We start from the raw sequence: 16,187 nt of genomic DNA on the forward strand, positions 1-16,187 counted from the left end.
TATGTGAACCTATTAAAAGTGTCAGTTTTCTAAAAAATAACAAGGTCAGTTTAAAAAGGAGCAATATAAATGGAAATGCTATCCTGTCATTTAAACCGCGATAAAGAAATACCCCTATACGAGCAGTTGTATATTTATATAAAAAATGAAATAACGGAAGGTCGGTTGCCATACGGGTCCAAGCTGCCATCCAAACGCAAACTGGCTGAATTTCTCAGCATCAGCCAAAACACGGTCGAGACTGCATACGATCAGCTCATGGCAGAAGGCTATTTGGAATCATTGCCACGCAAAGGCTATTTCATCATGGCAAGTGGAGATCTGGAATACGTGCAGCCTGCTGATGCAGATCCGAAACTTGATCCTGGTGAAGAAGAACATTCAAAGGTTAAGTACAATTTCCATCCAAGCTGGGTTGATACTGAAAATTTCCCATTTGCACAGTGGCGTAAGTATGCGAAAAACACAATCGACAAACAGAATCATTCCTTGCTTTTACTAGGCGATGCGCGGGGGGAATTCGAACTCCGCCAGGAAATTTCCCACTATTTGTACCATGCCAGAGGAATTCAATGCTCCCCGGAGGACATTATTGTTGGAGCAGGAGTAGAAGTTTTATTACAGCAGCTTCTGCTTTTATTTGAAAAAAATACGGTATACGGTGTCGAGGATCCCGGATATCATTTGATTTTACGTATTCTGAAAAGCTTTCCGAATGAAGTTTACCCACTTGAAGTTGACGAGGAAGGGATTCAGGTCGAGCCAATTGAAAAATCAAACCCGAATGTCGTTTACGTGACCCCATCACATCATTTCCCATACGGAACCGTGCTTTCGGTTAATCGGCGGACACAGCTTTTGAACTGGGCTTCTGAGGAAAAGAACCGTTACATTATAGAGGATGACTATGATAGTGAATTCCGATACAGTGGGAAATCCATTCCTTCATTGAAAAGCTTGGACAAAAAGGGAAAGGTAATCTATTTGGGATCCTTCTCCAAATCACTTATTCCATCATTGCGCATTAGTTATATGGTTTTGCCTAAGCCGTTGTTAGAGCGATATAAAGATGAACTATCCTTCTATCATTCTTCCGTTTCACGAATTGACCAGCACATCCTTGCTCAATTTATGAAAGAGGGTGACTTTGAGAGGCATTTAAACCGCATGCGGAAGATCTACCGACGGAAACTGGAGAAAATTATTGATATGTTAAAGCCATATGAGGGTACAGTGTCCGTGATTGGGGAGCGATCCGGTCTGCATATTGTGCTTTCTGTAAAAAATGGCATGAGCGAAGAGGAACTTGTGAAGCAAGCGTTAGATGCTGGCATTAAGGTCTACCCCCTTTCTGGTTACTCTTTAGGGAAAAATTACGAAAATCCGCCAAAAATCATTCTCGGCTTTGCCGGCATCCCAGAGGAAAACCTAGCAAAAGCCATAACCAGCCTCCTCAACATATGGGTGCCTGTCACTCCCCGAAATTTGTCGAAAAATGTGTAGGGGAGTTGTATGGAGAAAGAGTAAACAATTGGGAAGGGATTTATCTAGTATGAAGTCGGTTTGTTTATATATTTATTGCCCTAATCACCTTTTACTTGTACAATTTCTGTGTACCGAAATCTAATAAAACATTGCTGATTTTGCGTCTATATCTGCAATGTCATTTGTCTGGTGCATAATACACTCCCATTTTACCCGGAAATCCAAACAAACATAATTCGACAAAAAACGGGGAGTGACAGGCACTTTTTCGAGTTACTAATCACACGCAGTAAAGGAGGGTTTGTTTGCCTTTGACACTTTTATGGCTTATCGTTATTCTTTTTCTTAACTTAACGAATCCAATGCCAGCGATAGACAAGTTGATATCCACTTTAAACCCGACGCTGCAGCAAGAAAAAAGCGCCGAAGACATCCATGCTTCATCAATAATCGTTGATGCGCACGTAGACACCATGATGAATATCATTAACGAAGACACATGGCTTCCCGAAACGGATATTGGTAAAGATACATCCTTACATATCGATATTCCCAAGCTTCAAGAAGGCGGATTGGATGCTGCATTTTTCGCTGCTTATACAACGGATTATTACGGAAATAATCCGCGAAATATTAGCCGCACCCTTGCTTTATTAAATGCACTTTATTGGACAGAACAAAACAATCATAATCAGTTTCAGATTGCTTCGACATCAATGGAAATAATGAAAACAATAAACAGTGGAAAAATTGCAGCTATCCCGACGATTGAAGGTGCCTATTCGCTTGAGGAACATAACGCCATTGAACTGCTCCACCAGTATGATGACCTTGGTGTAAAAGCTATCGGCTTTAACTGGAATTACTCAAACGCACTTGGCGAAGGGGCTGATCGTGTTTATGGTGATCCTGCAAAAACACCCTCACAGGGAGGGCTGACCTCGCTAGGAGCAGAAGTAGTGAAGGAAATGAATAAAATGGGGATGGTAATTGATGTATCCCATATGTCTGAAGGTACCTTTTGGGATGTACTTGAAGTAACGGAGGCCCCAATTATGGCGACCCATTCTGGTGTCAATACATTGAAAAACCACCAACGTAATCTTAACGACGAGCAGTTGATCGCACTCTCTAAAAACGGTGGTATTGTCGGTATTGTCTTTTATCCAGTATTTTTGACGGATGAACCTGAAGCCTATGTTACAGACGTTGTTGATCACATAGACTACGCCGTAAATCTCATTGGCATCGATCATGTAGCTATTGGTTCCGATTTTGATGGGTCTGACATGCCTAAGGATATTCATGACGCGACGGACTTATATAAAATTACCGATGAGCTTATAAACAGAGGTTACTCTAATGAAGAAGTCGAAAAGCTGCTCGGGGAGAACACTCTTCGACTTTTAATGGATGTTGAGGAGGCTGCTAAGATCAGCCCGTATAATAGCGGTGCCGGTGCAAACTTAAAAATTAACCCGACATTTGAAATGGGGGAGATTATAAACAGTACGACTCCAATTCTTTCAGCAAATATAGAAGTCAGTGATACATCGGAGATAAATAAGAATAAGCTTAGAGTAATCGTCGATGGCATACCATATGAGCCTGTTTACAATTCAAAATCATCGACAATTACACTGGAAGTGAAAGAACCATTACAGGAAAAATTTCACGTTGTAACCTTTGAAGTTGCTAATGATAATAATGAAATTCATAGAGAAACGAGAATTTTTTATATCGATAATTGATTGATCGTTCGAAAATCCGGGAGTTCCAGTGCAACATGGGTGGCTTTTGTCACTCGGATGCGATTTTTAACTGACTCCTCCAAATATGTACTAAGCATAATCATGTTTCTCGTTTTGCCTGAAAAATCTACTCAAAAGTTTAACTTTTATTTTTAAACAAATTTCGCCCGCTCTATTTTTCAGTTCTTATTTCCTAGGACTATTATACTTTTGTTTCTAAATAATTTAAAGATTTGTTATGTTTATTTAATAACACATTTAGAGTGTTTTATTATTTAATACACATATTGAGTTATTTCAATAAACTTCAACCCATTTATGATAGATTTTCCCTCAAATGGGGGGGCGATTTATTTGATGGACGGCTTCGGCAGACGCTTGGAAAACTTGAGAGAAAAACACGGATATTCCAAAAAAGAAATAAGCTCCAAGCTCGGTTTTCATGATAATACATATGGGCAATACGAAAGAGAAGAAAGAAGACCTGCCCTTGAAACGATTATGGAATTGGCAGAAATTTACCACGTCGATATTGACTATTTGATACAGGGTGAGAAAAGCGATAACCGTACTTCCGACAATCCTAATGTGGCGAAAATAGAACAACTTATAAACTATTTTAAAAATGCAGGAATAGAAGAACCCTACTTTTTGCAGCTTGAAAAATGGGCTAAGCTGGATGAGAAAGATCTCAGAGAAATTACCAATCATTTTGAATGGATTGTCCATAGAGCTTCATTGAGGGATTAGAAACTAATACAAACTATAAAAGCACCAGTGGCCGAACGCGATGCCACTGGTGCTTTATTATTATGCAGGGCTATTCAGTCGACATAATTCGGGAAGTGACAGGCACTCATTCATTTCTAAAAAGTGACAGAGAATAAACGAAATTATAAAATGAATGGGGAAGGAGTTACTAGTATGGATTTACAATCTCAATCACAGCAATCAAAACGATTATATTACTTTTTATTAACAACTGGGATTATTATTATTGCGTTTAATTTACGCCCAGCAATTACATCTATTGGACCGATTATCGGTATCATTCGGGATGATATTGGACTTTCCAGTTGGAGTGCAGGGTTACTTACGAGTTTGCCACTTATCGCTTTTGCAATTATGTCTCCGATGGCACCACGCCTTGCTAATCGTTTTACAAATGAACGAAGTATGTTAATCGGCCTCATTCTATTGTTCATTGGAATCAGTGTAAGGTCAATTTCAATAATCTTTCTCCTTTTTATGGGTACTTTGCTTGTCGGATTAGGGATTGCTATTTTAAATGTCCTTTTACCGGGTATCATTAAAGATAAGTTTCCTAATAAAGTTGGGCTGATGACAAGTGTATACTCCACATCAATGGGGATTTTAGCTGCTACTGCTTCGGGATTAAGTGTTCCTTTGGCAAACGGCATGAATGGTGGATGGCAGGTCGCTTTACTACTTTGGACCATCCCTGTAACGATAGGGATTATTGTTTGGAGCTACCTTTCCAGAAAAGAACGTAAGAAAAATCAAACGGAAATAAAATTTATTCAATCGGCTGATAACCAAATTTGGCGTTCACCTCTCGCCTGGCAAGTAGCTGCTTTTATGGGTTTCCAGTCATTTTTGTTTTATGTAACAATTTCATGGCTCCCGGCTATTCTTCATGATTCAGGTTTGAGTATGGCAACTGCAGGTTGGATGCTCTCGTTTACGCAAATCATTGGTCTTCCCGCAAGTTTCCTCGTGCCTATGATTGCGGAAAAATTTAAGTCACAGCGTGGAATCGTTTTCGTTTTAACACTATCCAGCTTTCTCGGATATGGTGGGTTGCTGTTAGGCACCTCCTATGCCGTCATGTTGATTAGCATTCTATTGATTGGTGTAGCGCTGGCTGGTTCGTTTTCTTTAGCTCTTACGTTTCTCGGAATGCGGGCGAAAACTCCTAAACAAGCTGCCGAACTTTCTGGTATGGCACAGTCTATTGGTTATTTACTTGCTGCAATTGGGCCAATTATCATTGGTTACTTATACGATTTAACGAATGCATGGACTGTACCACTCATTATGATAATGTTTGTGTCCATTCTCGTTTTCCTCTTTGGTATGGGAGCTGGGCGAAATAAATATGTTCTGGGTTAAGCGATTTCATATTCACCAGGATAAAGCGCTTTCGTTTCGGACAAAAATGGATTCCGGATTGCCATTCCTTTTAGCAGGCGATTAATCGCAAACACAATATGGTCGGTTAGTGCAACATGTACATTTTCATTTAGTATGGATTTGGATCTCTTTTTTATAATTTCAATCGATGAGACGAACGCATTCAGCGTTTCTTCATCAATCTCCTGTAATAGTTTTTTATAATTCTCTTGTTCTTTTTCATCATGGAGCGCGAATAATTTTTCAACGGTTTCTTTTGCGATAGGGTCATTTTTTTTCGTATTAAAACCAATACCCTTACCGATGAGCACTACTTCCTGACCCTTTATATCCATTGCAATCAACACATTGTTGTTTAATACTTTTTTAACCGAAAATGTATCCATCACATTCCCCACCCCCTAAGCACCGTATGAGCAACATTATATCACCAACACACAAATTTAAAAACACCTTTCAACCGAAGTGCCTGTCACTCCACGGTTTTTGTCGAGAATTGTCATTTTGCAGAGTGACAGTCTGGTTCGGTTTTGTGGTTGGTTCCACGGTTATATCATTGATCTATTTCTCTTTTTCATTGTCCGATGTAAAGTTTATGGTTTGTTTTTAAGATTAATATAATTGTAATGTTTGTAACACCACTCACTCAAACCCACACCCCGACACAGTCTATTCTTTTCTCTTTGTAACAATCTATCTGAATCTTTCATAATTAGCCATTACAGGTTAAATTAACCAGTTTGTTAAAAATTTCGGCAGGGTAATCATTAGAAAAGGGTCAGAGAACAATTTGGCAACCACTCAAAAGGAGGTTACCTATGGGAGCAACCAAAAAGATGATGAATCATCCTGGAGTAACGGCATCTGTCATGGCCGGAGGAATTACATTTTTAGCTTCCACTGCACCATTACTATTTCCAAAGGTACGCAAAGGGATTAAATATGCGATGCCAAAAGTGAAACATGTAATCAAGGAAGCCGATGACCCTACTGAATTAAAAGAGGTTGCAGAAAAGGAAATTAAAGAAGAAATGGCTGCGCAATTCCGCAATAAATTGACAGAAGGTATTCAATCCAAAGCGAATGAAGCCGCCGAAAAGTTCCAGCAAAAGAAAGATGAAAATGCAGAAAAGGTTCATGCTAATGCAAAAAAAATAGAAGATAGAATGCAAAGTGCCTTGCTACAAGTGAAGGATAATGTCCAGGGTGCAAAGGAAACCGGTCAGGAATTCCAGAGTAATATGAAAGAAAGGACAAGCTCAGATACCGGAGTGCCTGGTGTGAATCAGATTAAAGGTGCAAGTCATATCAAAAGTGTTACTTCTATAAAAAGCTCTACGAAAATAAAAGGTCCGAGAAATATAAAGCATCATTCAGATTAAATGTATTAAAAATATTTTATATAAATTTTCACAACTAGAAAGGAGCATGTTTACATGCCTATTCAAAAGTCTACAGATGGTTCAAGTTTAGCGGAGGTAATAGACAGAATACTAGATAAAGGAATTGTCATTGATGCATTCGTGAGGGTTTCCGTTGTAGGAATCGAATTGATTACCGTTGAAGCCCGCGTCGTAATTGCCAGTGTTGACACATGGTTACGATACGCAGAAGCTGTTGGCTTATTACAGGACGATTTTGAGGAAGATGGCTTGTCCGACCGCTTATCTGCCCGCTCAGATAGTTTGGAATACGATGAGGAAAAAGCTTAATATTACGGGTAAGGAGTCATGATCCTGGCTCCTTCCATACTTATCAAAAGCAATAAAGGAAGTGAACCAATATGAAAATCATGGAGGAAATCAAAAGCTTTTTCAATGAAAATATTGCCCCTCCCCATAAAATTATTTCGGTGAAAAAGCACAATGAAAATGGTGAAAGCGACTGGAGAGCTTTAGTTGAAGTAATAGAAGAAAAGGACTATATGAAAAAATATGCACATGACCAAATGATCGGCCTATATGAAGTTTTTCTTGATAATGATTCAGAAGTAACTGGATTTTCGAGAATCAGCCTAAGGTTTCGGAGCGATCTAGAGGAGCAGGCGTAGATGGACAGGAGAATCAGACATGACCGGGAACACAGATGAGAACCAAACAAGCCTATATAAACAATCATCCTATTACAAAAGAATGATTAAACGGTCATTGCGATACCTTGAAACTGGCTATCCAATTCATTTCACCGGCCCATCCGGGATCGGGAAAACAACCCTTGCCCTTCATATTGCTAAAAAAAGAGAAAGACCCGTGATGCTGATTAATGGAAATAAAGATCTTTCCACAGAGGATCTGATTGGCGCTTTCTCAGGCTATAAACGTCAGAAACTAAAGGATAATTATGTAAGAAGTGTTCATAAGATTGAGGAAAACGTTAAAGAATCCTGGTCGGATGGACGGCTGCTTGAAGCGGTAAAAAAAGGTTACACCCTTGTCTATGATGAGTTTACACGTTCCCAGCCAGAGGCAAACAATATATTTTTACCGATTTTGGAAGAAAGGATTTTGCCTCTATATGGAATGAAGCAAAATAAATCGTTTATAAAGGTCCACCCTGATTTTTCGGTTATTTTCACGAGTAACCCAGTGGAATATGCCGGTGTTTACGAAACACAGGATGCATTATTGGATCGGATGGTTACAATGACGCTTGGATCACTGGAACAGGAAGCGGAAATTACTGCCGTTATCAATAAAACATCCATTGAAAGAGAAAAAGCAGAAGCAATCGTACAGTTCATGATGCGAATTCGTAAGCTTTGTCATTCAAGTCACGACTTTCAAGGTCCATCGCTGAGAGCGTCCATTATGATTGCTGATATGGTAAAACGCTACGACATTCCGGTTGACGGTTCAAATGAGGAATTTAACCAATTATGTTTTGATATAACTTGGTTTCCCCTTCAGGCATGTGTTGAAGATAAGCATAAACACCGCGTCAAAAGACAACTAGAACAAGAAAGCAAAAAAATTACATTGGAGTGAATACAATGAGTGAAGAACAAGGCATTTATGTGTTTTGCGGAATACAAACAGAAGAAAGTCCGTCCTTTGGCACGATTCATTTTGAAGGACAGGAAAGGGAAATATATACGGTTCATTACAAAGATGCTGCAATGGTCGTCACTAAAGTACCGATGAAAATCTATCATCCAAGTAAGGATAATCTGATGATGCATCAGCAAGTACTTTCAACCGTCATGAGTGAAATGGATACGGTTATACCAATCAGTTTCGGGAATATGTTCCATAGCGAAGCAGATGTCATTGCACTCGCTGAAAGCCTCTATCCCCAGTTGGAAAAGATATTTCCACAAATTAAAGGGAAAATTGAGGTCGGCTTAAAAGTAGTCGGTAAAAAAGATTGGCTCGAAAAAAATATTAGCCAAAACGATCAAGTAATGAAGAAAAAACAGGTCGTGCATTCCAAATCAGAAGCAGCAGGCTATTTTGACCGAATCCAGCTTGGTGAGATGGCCAAAAACTTTTTCCAAGAGCTGCAAAGTGATATCAAGTCAGAGATCCATGAGCCTCTAATTCCACTGGCAGAAGCATCTCAGCTCAATGATCCTATTGGAGAGAAAATGCTTTTAAATGCTGCCTATTTAATTGACCGGGATAAAGAAGCGGAATTCGATGAAATGGTAAATGCACTCCATGACAGCTGGCTGGATAAAGTGGACTTTAAATATACAGGTCCATGGCCAGCATATAATTTTATCAATATTAGATTGAAAGTAGAGGAGCCCTCCACATGATCCAAAAACTCTTCACTTCTCCTATAAACTTAATGGTAAAAATCGGGGAAAAAGTACAAGAAGAAGTGGAAAAGGAATTTTATGATCTGGAGCATATCCAAAAAAAGTTAATCCATCTGCAAATGATGTATGAACTGGAAGAAATCGATGAGGAATCCTACAAAAAATCGGAAACAGAACTGTTAACCCGGTATGATATAGCTAAAAGATTGGAAATGGAACAAATCAATGAATTTACCAAAGGCAAAAGGTGAGGAATCTATCATGGAAAAACTAATATATTTATACGGTATTATACCTGCAGCAGCTAATAATCAACCTCTTCCCCCTCTTAAAGGCCTTGATGGGGAGTCAAACGTATTTAGTTTATCTTTTGATGAAATTGATGCGGTCGTTTGCGAGTTGGACCCAGAAGAATACGGTGAAAGGGAATTGGAGAAAAAAACGAACGATGCGAAGTGGCTTCACCAACATGCATTTCACCATCATGAAGTATTGATGAAACTATATGAAAACTATCCAATTATTCCAATGAAGTTCTGTACCATTTATGAAAGTTTCGAGAGTCTGAAAAACACAATCAATCAGCATAAACAGCATATGATGGAACTTCTTGAAAACATTTCAGACAAGGAAGAATGGATTTTAAAAATATATTGTGAAGCAGACAAAGTAAAAGAAAGTGTAGCAGAAGATAACGAAACGATTGAGGCGAAGAAAGTAGAAATTGCTGCAATGTCACCAGGAAGGCAATATTTAGAAAAAAGAAGACTGGATCAATTAATCGATCAGGAAGTAGAAAAAGAAAAACAAGCCTTTTCCGAGAAAATTCATGGAGATCTGGCTGCTTTTAGCGTCGATACAGAAGTGAAAAAGAATTGGAATAAAGATGTGACTGGACGGACGGATGAGATGTGCTGGAACAGTGTTTATTTGCTGGAAAAATCGACAGTCGATCATTTTCTATCCGCTATTAAAGAAAAACAAAAAAAATGGGAAGATGCTGGCTGGCACATGGAAGTTACCGGTCCATGGCCGTCCTACCATTTTGCAAAGATTAGTTAATATGGAGGATACCCATGTCACAAAGAAGTGAATTTGATAACAAAGATGTTGGTCTGATAGATATTCTCGATGTTGTACTCGATAAAGGGGTGGCACTTAAAGGAGATCTCATCATCTCCATTGCCGGAATTGATTTAGTCTATCTCGATTTACGGGTACTCATCTCCTCCGTTGAAACACTGATTGAATCGAATAAGGAATCTGCTGCAAAATTATCATCGAAGCAGTTAGATCAAGAGAAGGAGGAATTGGATCGTGTCATCAATCAATCTTAATAATCAGCCCCAGTCGCTTGCAAGTCTTGACCGGCAACCCGAAAAAAGTGGTCGCATACAGCTTGACCCTGAAGGTGCGGAAGAAGGTCTTGCCCAACTTGTCCTAACTGTCATCGAGCTATTAAGACAACTGGTTGAACGACAAGCAATCCGGAGAGTCGACGGCGGTAATTTAACCGAAGAAGAAATTGAAAAACTCGGTGTCGCACTGATGAATTTAGATGTGAAGATGGATGAGTTGAAAGAAATCTTTAACCTGGACGATGATGATTTGAACATTGATCTAGGACCATTAGGTAATTTACTCTAGTTTAGGCTATTTAATGTTTTGTTTGTAGCTTTATAACCCAAACAACAACTGCCCGAGATAACTGCGAAACTTAGATTAGAAACTTCGGCGGCCGCTCTAGGAAATATACTTCGCTTTCCGCGGGCGGCTGGTGAGCCTCTTCATGCTAACGCATTTCAGAGTCTCACCTATGCCTTTCCTCCCGTAGGAGTCTTCGTATATTTCCCAGAGCTAGTTAGGAGGTTGCTGACAATTACTAGAATTGCAATAGCTAGAATAGCATCTTACAGCTTCACCACTCCGGGTGAGCGGAGGGCGGTGACTCCTGCGGGAAAAGCACGTGTCCGAAGACCAGAAGAGTGGTTTTCTCTTCGGGGCTGAGGCCGTGCCCGCGGAAAGCACCCGCCCAGAGCGATCCCGGACGGCGAGATAAGCGCATGTCTTGGAATTAAATCTAAAGTTACTTCGCATTTTATAAATTTTTTGTGGAAAAGTCTTGAAAACAAACTAAGAAATGGAACAACGCTTTACTGTAAAGGAGGTCAATCTGAAATGAATCAAGGGAATGCGCCTCAAACAACTAACCAATCAAGTAGTTTGGTTGATGTTCTTGAAACTGTTCTGGATAAAGGTGTCGTTATTGCTGGTGATATTCGCGTAGGTATTGCCGATATAGAGTTATTATCAATCAAAATAAGACTCATTGTTGCATCCGTTGATAAAGCAAAAGAAATCGGGATGGATTGGTGGGAAACAGATCCCTTCCTAAACTCTCAAGCCGCAATACAGGAACAGGATAAGCTGAAAGAAGAGAATCAACAGCTACAAAAACGACTGGAAAAATTGGAAGAAAAACTGGCTGGAAACGGCCGCTAATCATAAATAATGACTTTTCAAGGAGGAATATGTAATGACTGAACAAAACAACCAGGAGATGCAAAATAACCATGAAAATCAAAATGCACAAGAAAATGTAGAAGTACTGGATAAAGTATATACCAAAAAGGATATAATTAGAGGTGGCGCTATCGGATGGGCACTTGGTGTAGCTACGACGATGTTCTTTGCCCCTAAATCCGGAAAGGAACTGCGTGGAGATATAACGTATCAAGTAGGCAATGCAAAGGATACAGCTGTAAATAAATCGAAGGAGCTTAGCGATTCAACTGTAGAGAAATATACTTCAATTAAAACGAACGCTACAGATAAAACGAAAGAACTCACAAACAAAATTACCAACCGGAAAAAAATGAACGATGAAGAAAAAAATGAAGAAGATACAGAAGATGGATCCCAATTACAATCAAATAATATGAAAGACGCAATGGGAAACAATCAGGAAGATAAAGTAAATCAATCTGCCGAAAACGAATCATCACCGAAACCGCAAACAAAAGCAGCGCCCAAATCAAGACCAACCACCAAAAGAAAACCAACAACAAATAGACGTACAAGCGCAAGAAGCAGCTCAAGTGCTAAAACAAAAGCAACATCCGCCAAATAAAGCAAACTGTTGAAAACCAACCCAACAACACAACCAAAAAAACCGAACAGTGCCTGTCACTCCCCGGTTTTTGTTGAAATATGTCGAATAGTAATTAAAAGCTGTTAGATTAAGATAGGAGAGATATTCTATCAATCTAACAGCCTTTTTATATGGCTTTTCATATATTTATAAGAGAAATACGTTCAAACCATTTCTAAAACACAATTGTTTTATTCCGCTGGACAATAATACGATCATCCAAATGCCATTTCACAGCCCTCGCCAGTACGCTACGCTCAATCGACTGCCCGATTTTCTTCATACCTTCCTCATTATCCCGATGATCGACCCTGCCGATATTTTGCTCAATGATTGGTCCCTCATCCAAATCACTTGTCACATAATGAGAAGTTGCGCCGATCATTTTCACCCCACGCTGGTATGCACGCTCATATGGCTTTGCACCAATAAATGCTGGCAGGAAGGAATGATGAATATTGATAATTCTGTTCTCGTACCCCTTTACAAAATCATTTGTGAGAATTTGCATATAGCGGGCCAGTACAATAAGGTCAACATCATATTGTCCAAGTAGCTCTTTCTGCTGTTGTTCTACCTGGCTGCGTATTTCTTTATTTGCCGGTATGTAATAAAATGGAATGCCAAGTGACTCCACCATTTCACGGGCTGTTTCATGATTACTGATTACAAGTGCAATATTGGCCATCAAATCGCCGCTTTGCCATTCCCATAGAAGCTCCAGCAGGCAATGAGGCTCTTTTGAAACAAATATCGCTATGTTTTTAAGTTCGCTCACATACATGATTTTCCAGTTCATTTGAAATTTTTCTGCGAGTGGAAGAAAGCTCTCCTCCAGCTTCTCTGCCCTACCTAATAAATCTGGGCATTCAAACTCAATTCGTATAAAAAATTCTCCGCCCTCGGGGTCGATCGTATATTGGTCTGATGCTACAATATTTGCCTCGTGGTCATAGAGAAACTTGGATACCGCGGCAACAATTCCTGGTTGATCAGGACACTTAATCAGAAAACGCGCCCGGTTCTCATTTTTATCTTGATAAGCTTTTATTTTTCCTTCTGAATAGCTGTTCATGATTGTATACCTCATTTTTTGTTTTTATTATACTTTAGGCTACTCTACGGAACGGGTCAAGCAATCCGGCTGTTTTTATCCTATTTGGTATTGACAAAAGCCGGAGTACTGCATAAAATGAAATAAACCAATCAAAATACTATGAATTAAGTTTATAAAAAAGGGGGACACAGACCATTGAAGAAATATACACCATATATTGTATTCGGTTTTATGTTTATTTCATGGATTATAGGGATTTATTATTTAACCGTTTTTTATACACCGACAAGTGTCATACCGCTATTTAATAATTTCTATTGGACGTCCACTTTTACTGCCATGCTAGGACTAACCATCTTGACTACGATTATTTCCCTTGCAGCATTACTTCTCTTAAAATACAGAAAAAAAATGCAACGCTGGTATGTGATTCATGGCTTTGGACTTTTCCTTTGGATGTTAACAATCTCTTCCCAATTAAAAATTGCAGCTTTCAACCTGGAAATCTGCCACTAATGACGTGCGCCACTAATGCGGTGCCTGTCACTCCCCGGTTTTTGTCATAATATGTCGAATATCAATCTATAGATAAATGCTGCTAGGTTACGTGTTTACTAGTAAATACTTAACCTAGCAGCATTTTATTCTCATTCGACATATTTCGGGGAGTGACAGGCACTGCGCTGGGGCTTCTATTTTTAAGTAAATAGTCCAATGATCCAGTCAAAGATAGTGATAAATAGGTTTCCAATATATTCAAAAAAACGTACAAAAATATTTTTACTTTCATCCTCTTTTTCATCTGGAGCTAAATCCTCATCCGAATCCGCTATCGCTTCATCTTCTTGTTCTGTATCATTCTTTTTCGGCTCACTGCCATTGTCGTTTTCTTTATCTGAATTTAGTGAGGCATTAATTTTGTCAGCATCAACAGCCGAAGCGATATCTTGACGATTGCTTTCCTCCGTTTTTTCGATGGCTGATGCTTTTTGAGATTGAGATTCTTCGGGATCATCTTTTACTTCATTTCCCTGGGAACCTTCATCCAATTGCTTTTCAGCTTGCTCCTCATTCCCAGCCTGTTCTGTTTCTTCCCTATTCAAGTCCGCATTATCTTCCTCACCAGGTTCTACCGCAACTTGATCATTCTCTTTTTCTTCGGCGGTATTCTGATTCAGATCAGCTTCTTCGCTTTCTATTCTTCCTTTATCTGTTTTGTCCTCACTAACAACTACTTCTGCTTTTTCATCGGGGGCTTCTTCTTCATTCGAAACAGGTTCTCCTACCTTTGTACGTGTTTCAAAGAACTTCCCTACAGATACATTACCAAATCGATCTTCGGTATAAAATGAAAACGAATATTCCGTATCAGCTTCCAATTCTTCAGCAAGATATGTTGTCTCCTCATCACGAGTAACAGATGTTAAAAAAGAATCATTCAAATAGACACTCACTTCAGTAAAGTCCTCATCTACTGGGTTCTCCCAACTTACCAAAAGAGAATCAGCACTAGATTCAATCAGTTGTAGATTGGTAACTTCCCCTGGAGCAATTTGATCATCGGGGTTATACGTAATAAAGCCATGTCCATAGATGGAATCTCTTCCGGAATCTCCTAAATCCTGTACATGCTTCACTAGTTCTGCGCGAATTTCATAATTCGTCATTTCAGGGTATTTCTGTTTTAGAATTGCGAGCATTCCTGTCACATGTGGAGATGCCTGTGATGTTCCGCTGCTTGTCCCATACGAATCATATAAATAAGTGCTAATAATATTGATTCCAGGTGCTGAGAATTCCACCTCTGCGCCCGTGGAAGAAAATCCAGTGATATTCAAGCGACCGTCTACAGCAGATACGCCGATTACACTTTCATATTTTGCCGGGTGGGCGACACTATTTCCGTCATTTCCACTTGCACCAACAATTAAAATTCCTGCATCATAGGCTTCTTGTAACATGTTCTCCAATGACTCGCTGCTTTCATCAGTACCTAACGAAAGATTTATAATGTCCATGTTATTGTTTATGGACCATTCAATTGCTTCCAGTAAATCGGTTAGTGTTCCTTCCCCATTACTATCCAATGCTTTAACCGCATAAAGATTAGCTTCTGGCGCAACACCAACTACACCAATATCATTTTTCTTTGCGCCGATAATACCAGCGATATGCATCCCGTGCCCATTATCATCCAGCCATTCTCCTGTATCATCGACGGTTGAATGGCCACCCGAAATAAGTAAATCCTCATGCGGGGAAATCCCTGTATCAATGATTGCAATATTAACATTTTTGCCGGTAAAGCCCTCTTCCCATGCAAATGCTGCACCGGTTGTTAAAATATTCCAATGTTCCGTTTCTTCTAAAATATCCGTTTCCGTAACTTCTGTAATCGTTTGGATTTTATTTGATAATTCGAATGCTGTATTTTTCTCTATGTATGAGATATTAGAATTTCCATAGAGTCCCGTTAAATCACGGCTATTCATCGTTACAGCAACTGCAGATATATTCGTAAATTCATAGTCTATTTCACTGCTTGTTTCTATAATTAATTGTTTTCCAGCTTCATTTTCATACCCGATGATTGCCTCAACCTCACTACTTGCAAAGGCGTTTAATGGAATAAATAAAACGAAGAAAATCACAAATAAAAGGAACCTACTACATAACTTTGGTTTAGACAATTCTTTTAATCTCCCTCTCTATCTATCTTCTCTCTAAATTTTATCAGTTATGTCGATTTTTGTCTGCATTATTTTTGGAAAAAGATACAAATTGGTGCCTGTCACTCCCCGGTTTTTGTCATAATATGTCGAAGTAATA

Annotated in this window: 19 protein-coding genes; 16 read left to right on the forward strand and 3 right to left on the reverse strand. The window is 39.2% G+C overall.

Annotated elements, in window-relative coordinates; translation table 11 throughout:
• Positions 1–69: 69 nt before the first annotated feature.
• The 4 genes from ACHABU_RS06025 to ACHABU_RS06040 all read left to right on the forward strand — a co-directional run bounded on the left by ACHABU_RS06025 (position 70) and on the right by ACHABU_RS06040 (position 5,369).
• On the forward strand, positions 70–1,503 hold the full coding sequence (locus tag ACHABU_RS06025) for a PLP-dependent aminotransferase family protein (protein ID WP_435763335.1): 1,434 nt from the start codon (positions 70–72) through the stop codon (positions 1,501–1,503).
• Positions 1,504–1,790: 287 nt separating this feature from the next.
• Positions 1,791–3,236 carry a dipeptidase gene (locus ACHABU_RS06030; protein ID WP_435763336.1) on the forward strand — a complete coding sequence of 482 codons (1,446 nt, stop codon included), beginning with the start codon at positions 1,791–1,793 and terminating at the stop codon, positions 3,234–3,236.
• Between the two features lie 357 nt (positions 3,237–3,593).
• Positions 3,594–3,986, forward strand: a complete 393-nt coding sequence (locus ACHABU_RS06035; RefSeq protein ID WP_435763694.1) for a helix-turn-helix domain-containing protein — start codon at positions 3,594–3,596, stop codon at positions 3,984–3,986.
• 174 nt (positions 3,987–4,160) lie between these two features.
• Complete coding sequence (locus ACHABU_RS06040; RefSeq protein ID WP_435763338.1) at positions 4,161–5,369, forward strand: CynX/NimT family MFS transporter; 1,209 nt, start codon at positions 4,161–4,163, stop codon at positions 5,367–5,369.
• Here ACHABU_RS06040 and ACHABU_RS06045 read toward each other — a convergent pair.
• Complete coding sequence (locus ACHABU_RS06045; protein ID WP_435763696.1) at positions 5,366–5,776, reverse strand: CAT RNA binding domain-containing protein; 411 nt, start codon at positions 5,774–5,776, stop codon at positions 5,366–5,368. The two genes, ACHABU_RS06040 and ACHABU_RS06045, sit on opposite strands and share 4 nt — an antisense overlap.
• Before the next feature lie 432 nt (positions 5,777–6,208).
• Here ACHABU_RS06045 and gvpQ point away from each other — a divergent pair, with 432 nt between their 5' ends.
• From gvpQ to ACHABU_RS06100, 11 genes are all read left to right on the forward strand, one after another.
• Positions 6,209–6,772, forward strand: coding sequence for a gas vesicle protein GvpQ (gvpQ, locus tag ACHABU_RS06050; protein WP_435763341.1), 564 nt, complete (start codon positions 6,209–6,211; stop codon positions 6,770–6,772).
• A 54-nt stretch (positions 6,773–6,826) separates the two neighbouring features.
• A complete protein-coding gene (gene gvpA, locus ACHABU_RS06055; protein WP_435763343.1) occupies positions 6,827–7,102 on the forward strand; it encodes a gas vesicle structural protein GvpA in 276 nt (91 codons plus the stop codon).
• Positions 7,103–7,173: 71 nt separating this feature from the next.
• Positions 7,174–7,440: a gas vesicle protein GvpO gene (gene gvpO, locus ACHABU_RS06060; protein ID WP_435763345.1), complete on the forward strand. Its 267-nt coding sequence runs from the start codon at positions 7,174–7,176 to the stop codon at positions 7,438–7,440.
• Positions 7,441–7,459: 19 nt separating this feature from the next.
• Positions 7,460–8,374: a gas vesicle protein GvpN gene (gene gvpN / locus ACHABU_RS06065; protein WP_435763347.1), complete on the forward strand. Its 915-nt coding sequence runs from the start codon at positions 7,460–7,462 to the stop codon at positions 8,372–8,374.
• Positions 8,375–8,379: 5 nt separating this feature from the next.
• Positions 8,380–9,147, forward strand: coding sequence for a GvpL/GvpF family gas vesicle protein (locus tag ACHABU_RS06070; protein ID WP_435763349.1), 768 nt, complete (start codon positions 8,380–8,382; stop codon positions 9,145–9,147).
• Positions 9,144–9,401, forward strand: coding sequence for a gas vesicle protein GvpG (locus ACHABU_RS06075; RefSeq protein WP_435763351.1), 258 nt, complete (start codon positions 9,144–9,146; stop codon positions 9,399–9,401). Before ACHABU_RS06070 ends, ACHABU_RS06075 begins: the two co-directional genes overlap by 4 nt.
• A 10-nt stretch (positions 9,402–9,411) precedes the next feature.
• Entirely contained in the window at positions 9,412–10,212 is an 801-nt protein-coding gene (locus tag ACHABU_RS06080; protein ID WP_435763353.1) for a GvpL/GvpF family gas vesicle protein, read from the forward strand.
• A gap of 14 nt (positions 10,213–10,226) precedes the next feature.
• Entirely contained in the window at positions 10,227–10,487 is a 261-nt protein-coding gene (locus tag ACHABU_RS06085; protein ID WP_435763356.1) for a gas vesicle protein, read from the forward strand.
• The gene (locus ACHABU_RS06090; protein WP_087972787.1) at positions 10,477–10,797 is read left to right on the forward strand and encodes a gas vesicle protein K; all 321 of its coding nucleotides are present in this window, start codon (positions 10,477–10,479) and stop codon (positions 10,795–10,797) included. Before ACHABU_RS06085 ends, ACHABU_RS06090 begins: the two co-directional genes overlap by 11 nt.
• Before the next feature lie 531 nt (positions 10,798–11,328).
• Positions 11,329–11,652, forward strand: a complete 324-nt coding sequence (gvpJ, locus tag ACHABU_RS06095; protein WP_435763358.1) for a gas vesicle protein GvpJ — start codon at positions 11,329–11,331, stop codon at positions 11,650–11,652.
• Between the two features lie 34 nt (positions 11,653–11,686).
• Entirely contained in the window at positions 11,687–12,280 is a 594-nt protein-coding gene (locus tag ACHABU_RS06100; RefSeq protein ID WP_435763361.1) for a YtxH domain-containing protein, read from the forward strand.
• A gap of 196 nt (positions 12,281–12,476) precedes the next feature.
• Here the strand turns inward: ACHABU_RS06100 and purU are convergent, their stop codons facing one another.
• Positions 12,477–13,376 carry a formyltetrahydrofolate deformylase gene (gene purU / locus ACHABU_RS06105; protein ID WP_435763363.1) on the reverse strand — a complete coding sequence of 300 codons (900 nt, stop codon included), beginning with the start codon at positions 13,374–13,376 and terminating at the stop codon, positions 12,477–12,479.
• Between the two features lie 177 nt (positions 13,377–13,553).
• On the opposite strand from purU, the gene ACHABU_RS06110 reads away from it, so the two are divergent.
• Entirely contained in the window at positions 13,554–13,874 is a 321-nt protein-coding gene (locus tag ACHABU_RS06110) for a hypothetical protein (RefSeq protein WP_435763365.1), read from the forward strand.
• A gap of 182 nt (positions 13,875–14,056) precedes the next feature.
• Here ACHABU_RS06110 and ACHABU_RS06115 read toward each other — a convergent pair whose 3' ends face one another.
• Positions 14,057–16,048: a S8 family serine peptidase gene (locus tag ACHABU_RS06115; RefSeq protein ID WP_435763367.1), complete on the reverse strand. Its 1,992-nt coding sequence runs from the start codon at positions 16,046–16,048 to the stop codon at positions 14,057–14,059.
• Between the last annotated feature and the right edge of the window lie 139 nt (positions 16,049–16,187).

It is taken from the genome of Oceanobacillus sp. CF4.6 (genome assembly GCF_051262635.1).
Lineage (GTDB): Bacteria > Bacillota > Bacilli > Bacillales > Amphibacillaceae > Oceanobacillus.

Bases quoted from the DNA above. Each gene is read 5' to 3' on its own strand.
- ACHABU_RS06025 (WP_435763335.1), top strand. From the start codon at position 70: ATGGAAATGCTATCCTGTCATTTAAACCGCGATAAAGAAATACCCCTA.
- ACHABU_RS06035 (WP_435763694.1), top strand. From the start codon at position 3,594: ATGGACGGCTTCGGCAGACGCTTGGAAAACTTGAGAGAAAAACACGGA.
- ACHABU_RS06040 (WP_435763338.1), top strand. From the start codon at position 4,161: ATGGATTTACAATCTCAATCACAGCAATCAAAACGATTATATTACTTT.
- ACHABU_RS06045 (WP_435763696.1), bottom strand. From the start codon at position 5,776: ATGGATACATTTTCGGTTAAAAAAGTATTAAACAACAATGTGTTGATT.
- gvpQ (WP_435763341.1), top strand. From the start codon at position 6,209: ATGGGAGCAACCAAAAAGATGATGAATCATCCTGGAGTAACGGCATCT.
- gvpA (WP_435763343.1), top strand. From the start codon at position 6,827: ATGCCTATTCAAAAGTCTACAGATGGTTCAAGTTTAGCGGAGGTAATA.
- gvpO (WP_435763345.1), top strand. From the start codon at position 7,174: ATGAAAATCATGGAGGAAATCAAAAGCTTTTTCAATGAAAATATTGCC.
- gvpN (WP_435763347.1), top strand. From the start codon at position 7,460: ATGACCGGGAACACAGATGAGAACCAAACAAGCCTATATAAACAATCA.
- ACHABU_RS06070 (WP_435763349.1), top strand. From the start codon at position 8,380: ATGAGTGAAGAACAAGGCATTTATGTGTTTTGCGGAATACAAACAGAA.
- ACHABU_RS06075 (WP_435763351.1), top strand. From the start codon at position 9,144: ATGATCCAAAAACTCTTCACTTCTCCTATAAACTTAATGGTAAAAATC.
- ACHABU_RS06080 (WP_435763353.1), top strand. From the start codon at position 9,412: ATGGAAAAACTAATATATTTATACGGTATTATACCTGCAGCAGCTAAT.
- ACHABU_RS06085 (WP_435763356.1), top strand. From the start codon at position 10,227: ATGTCACAAAGAAGTGAATTTGATAACAAAGATGTTGGTCTGATAGAT.
- gvpJ (WP_435763358.1), top strand. From the start codon at position 11,329: ATGAATCAAGGGAATGCGCCTCAAACAACTAACCAATCAAGTAGTTTG.
- ACHABU_RS06100 (WP_435763361.1), top strand. From the start codon at position 11,687: ATGACTGAACAAAACAACCAGGAGATGCAAAATAACCATGAAAATCAA.
- purU (WP_435763363.1), bottom strand. From the start codon at position 13,376: ATGAACAGCTATTCAGAAGGAAAAATAAAAGCTTATCAAGATAAAAAT.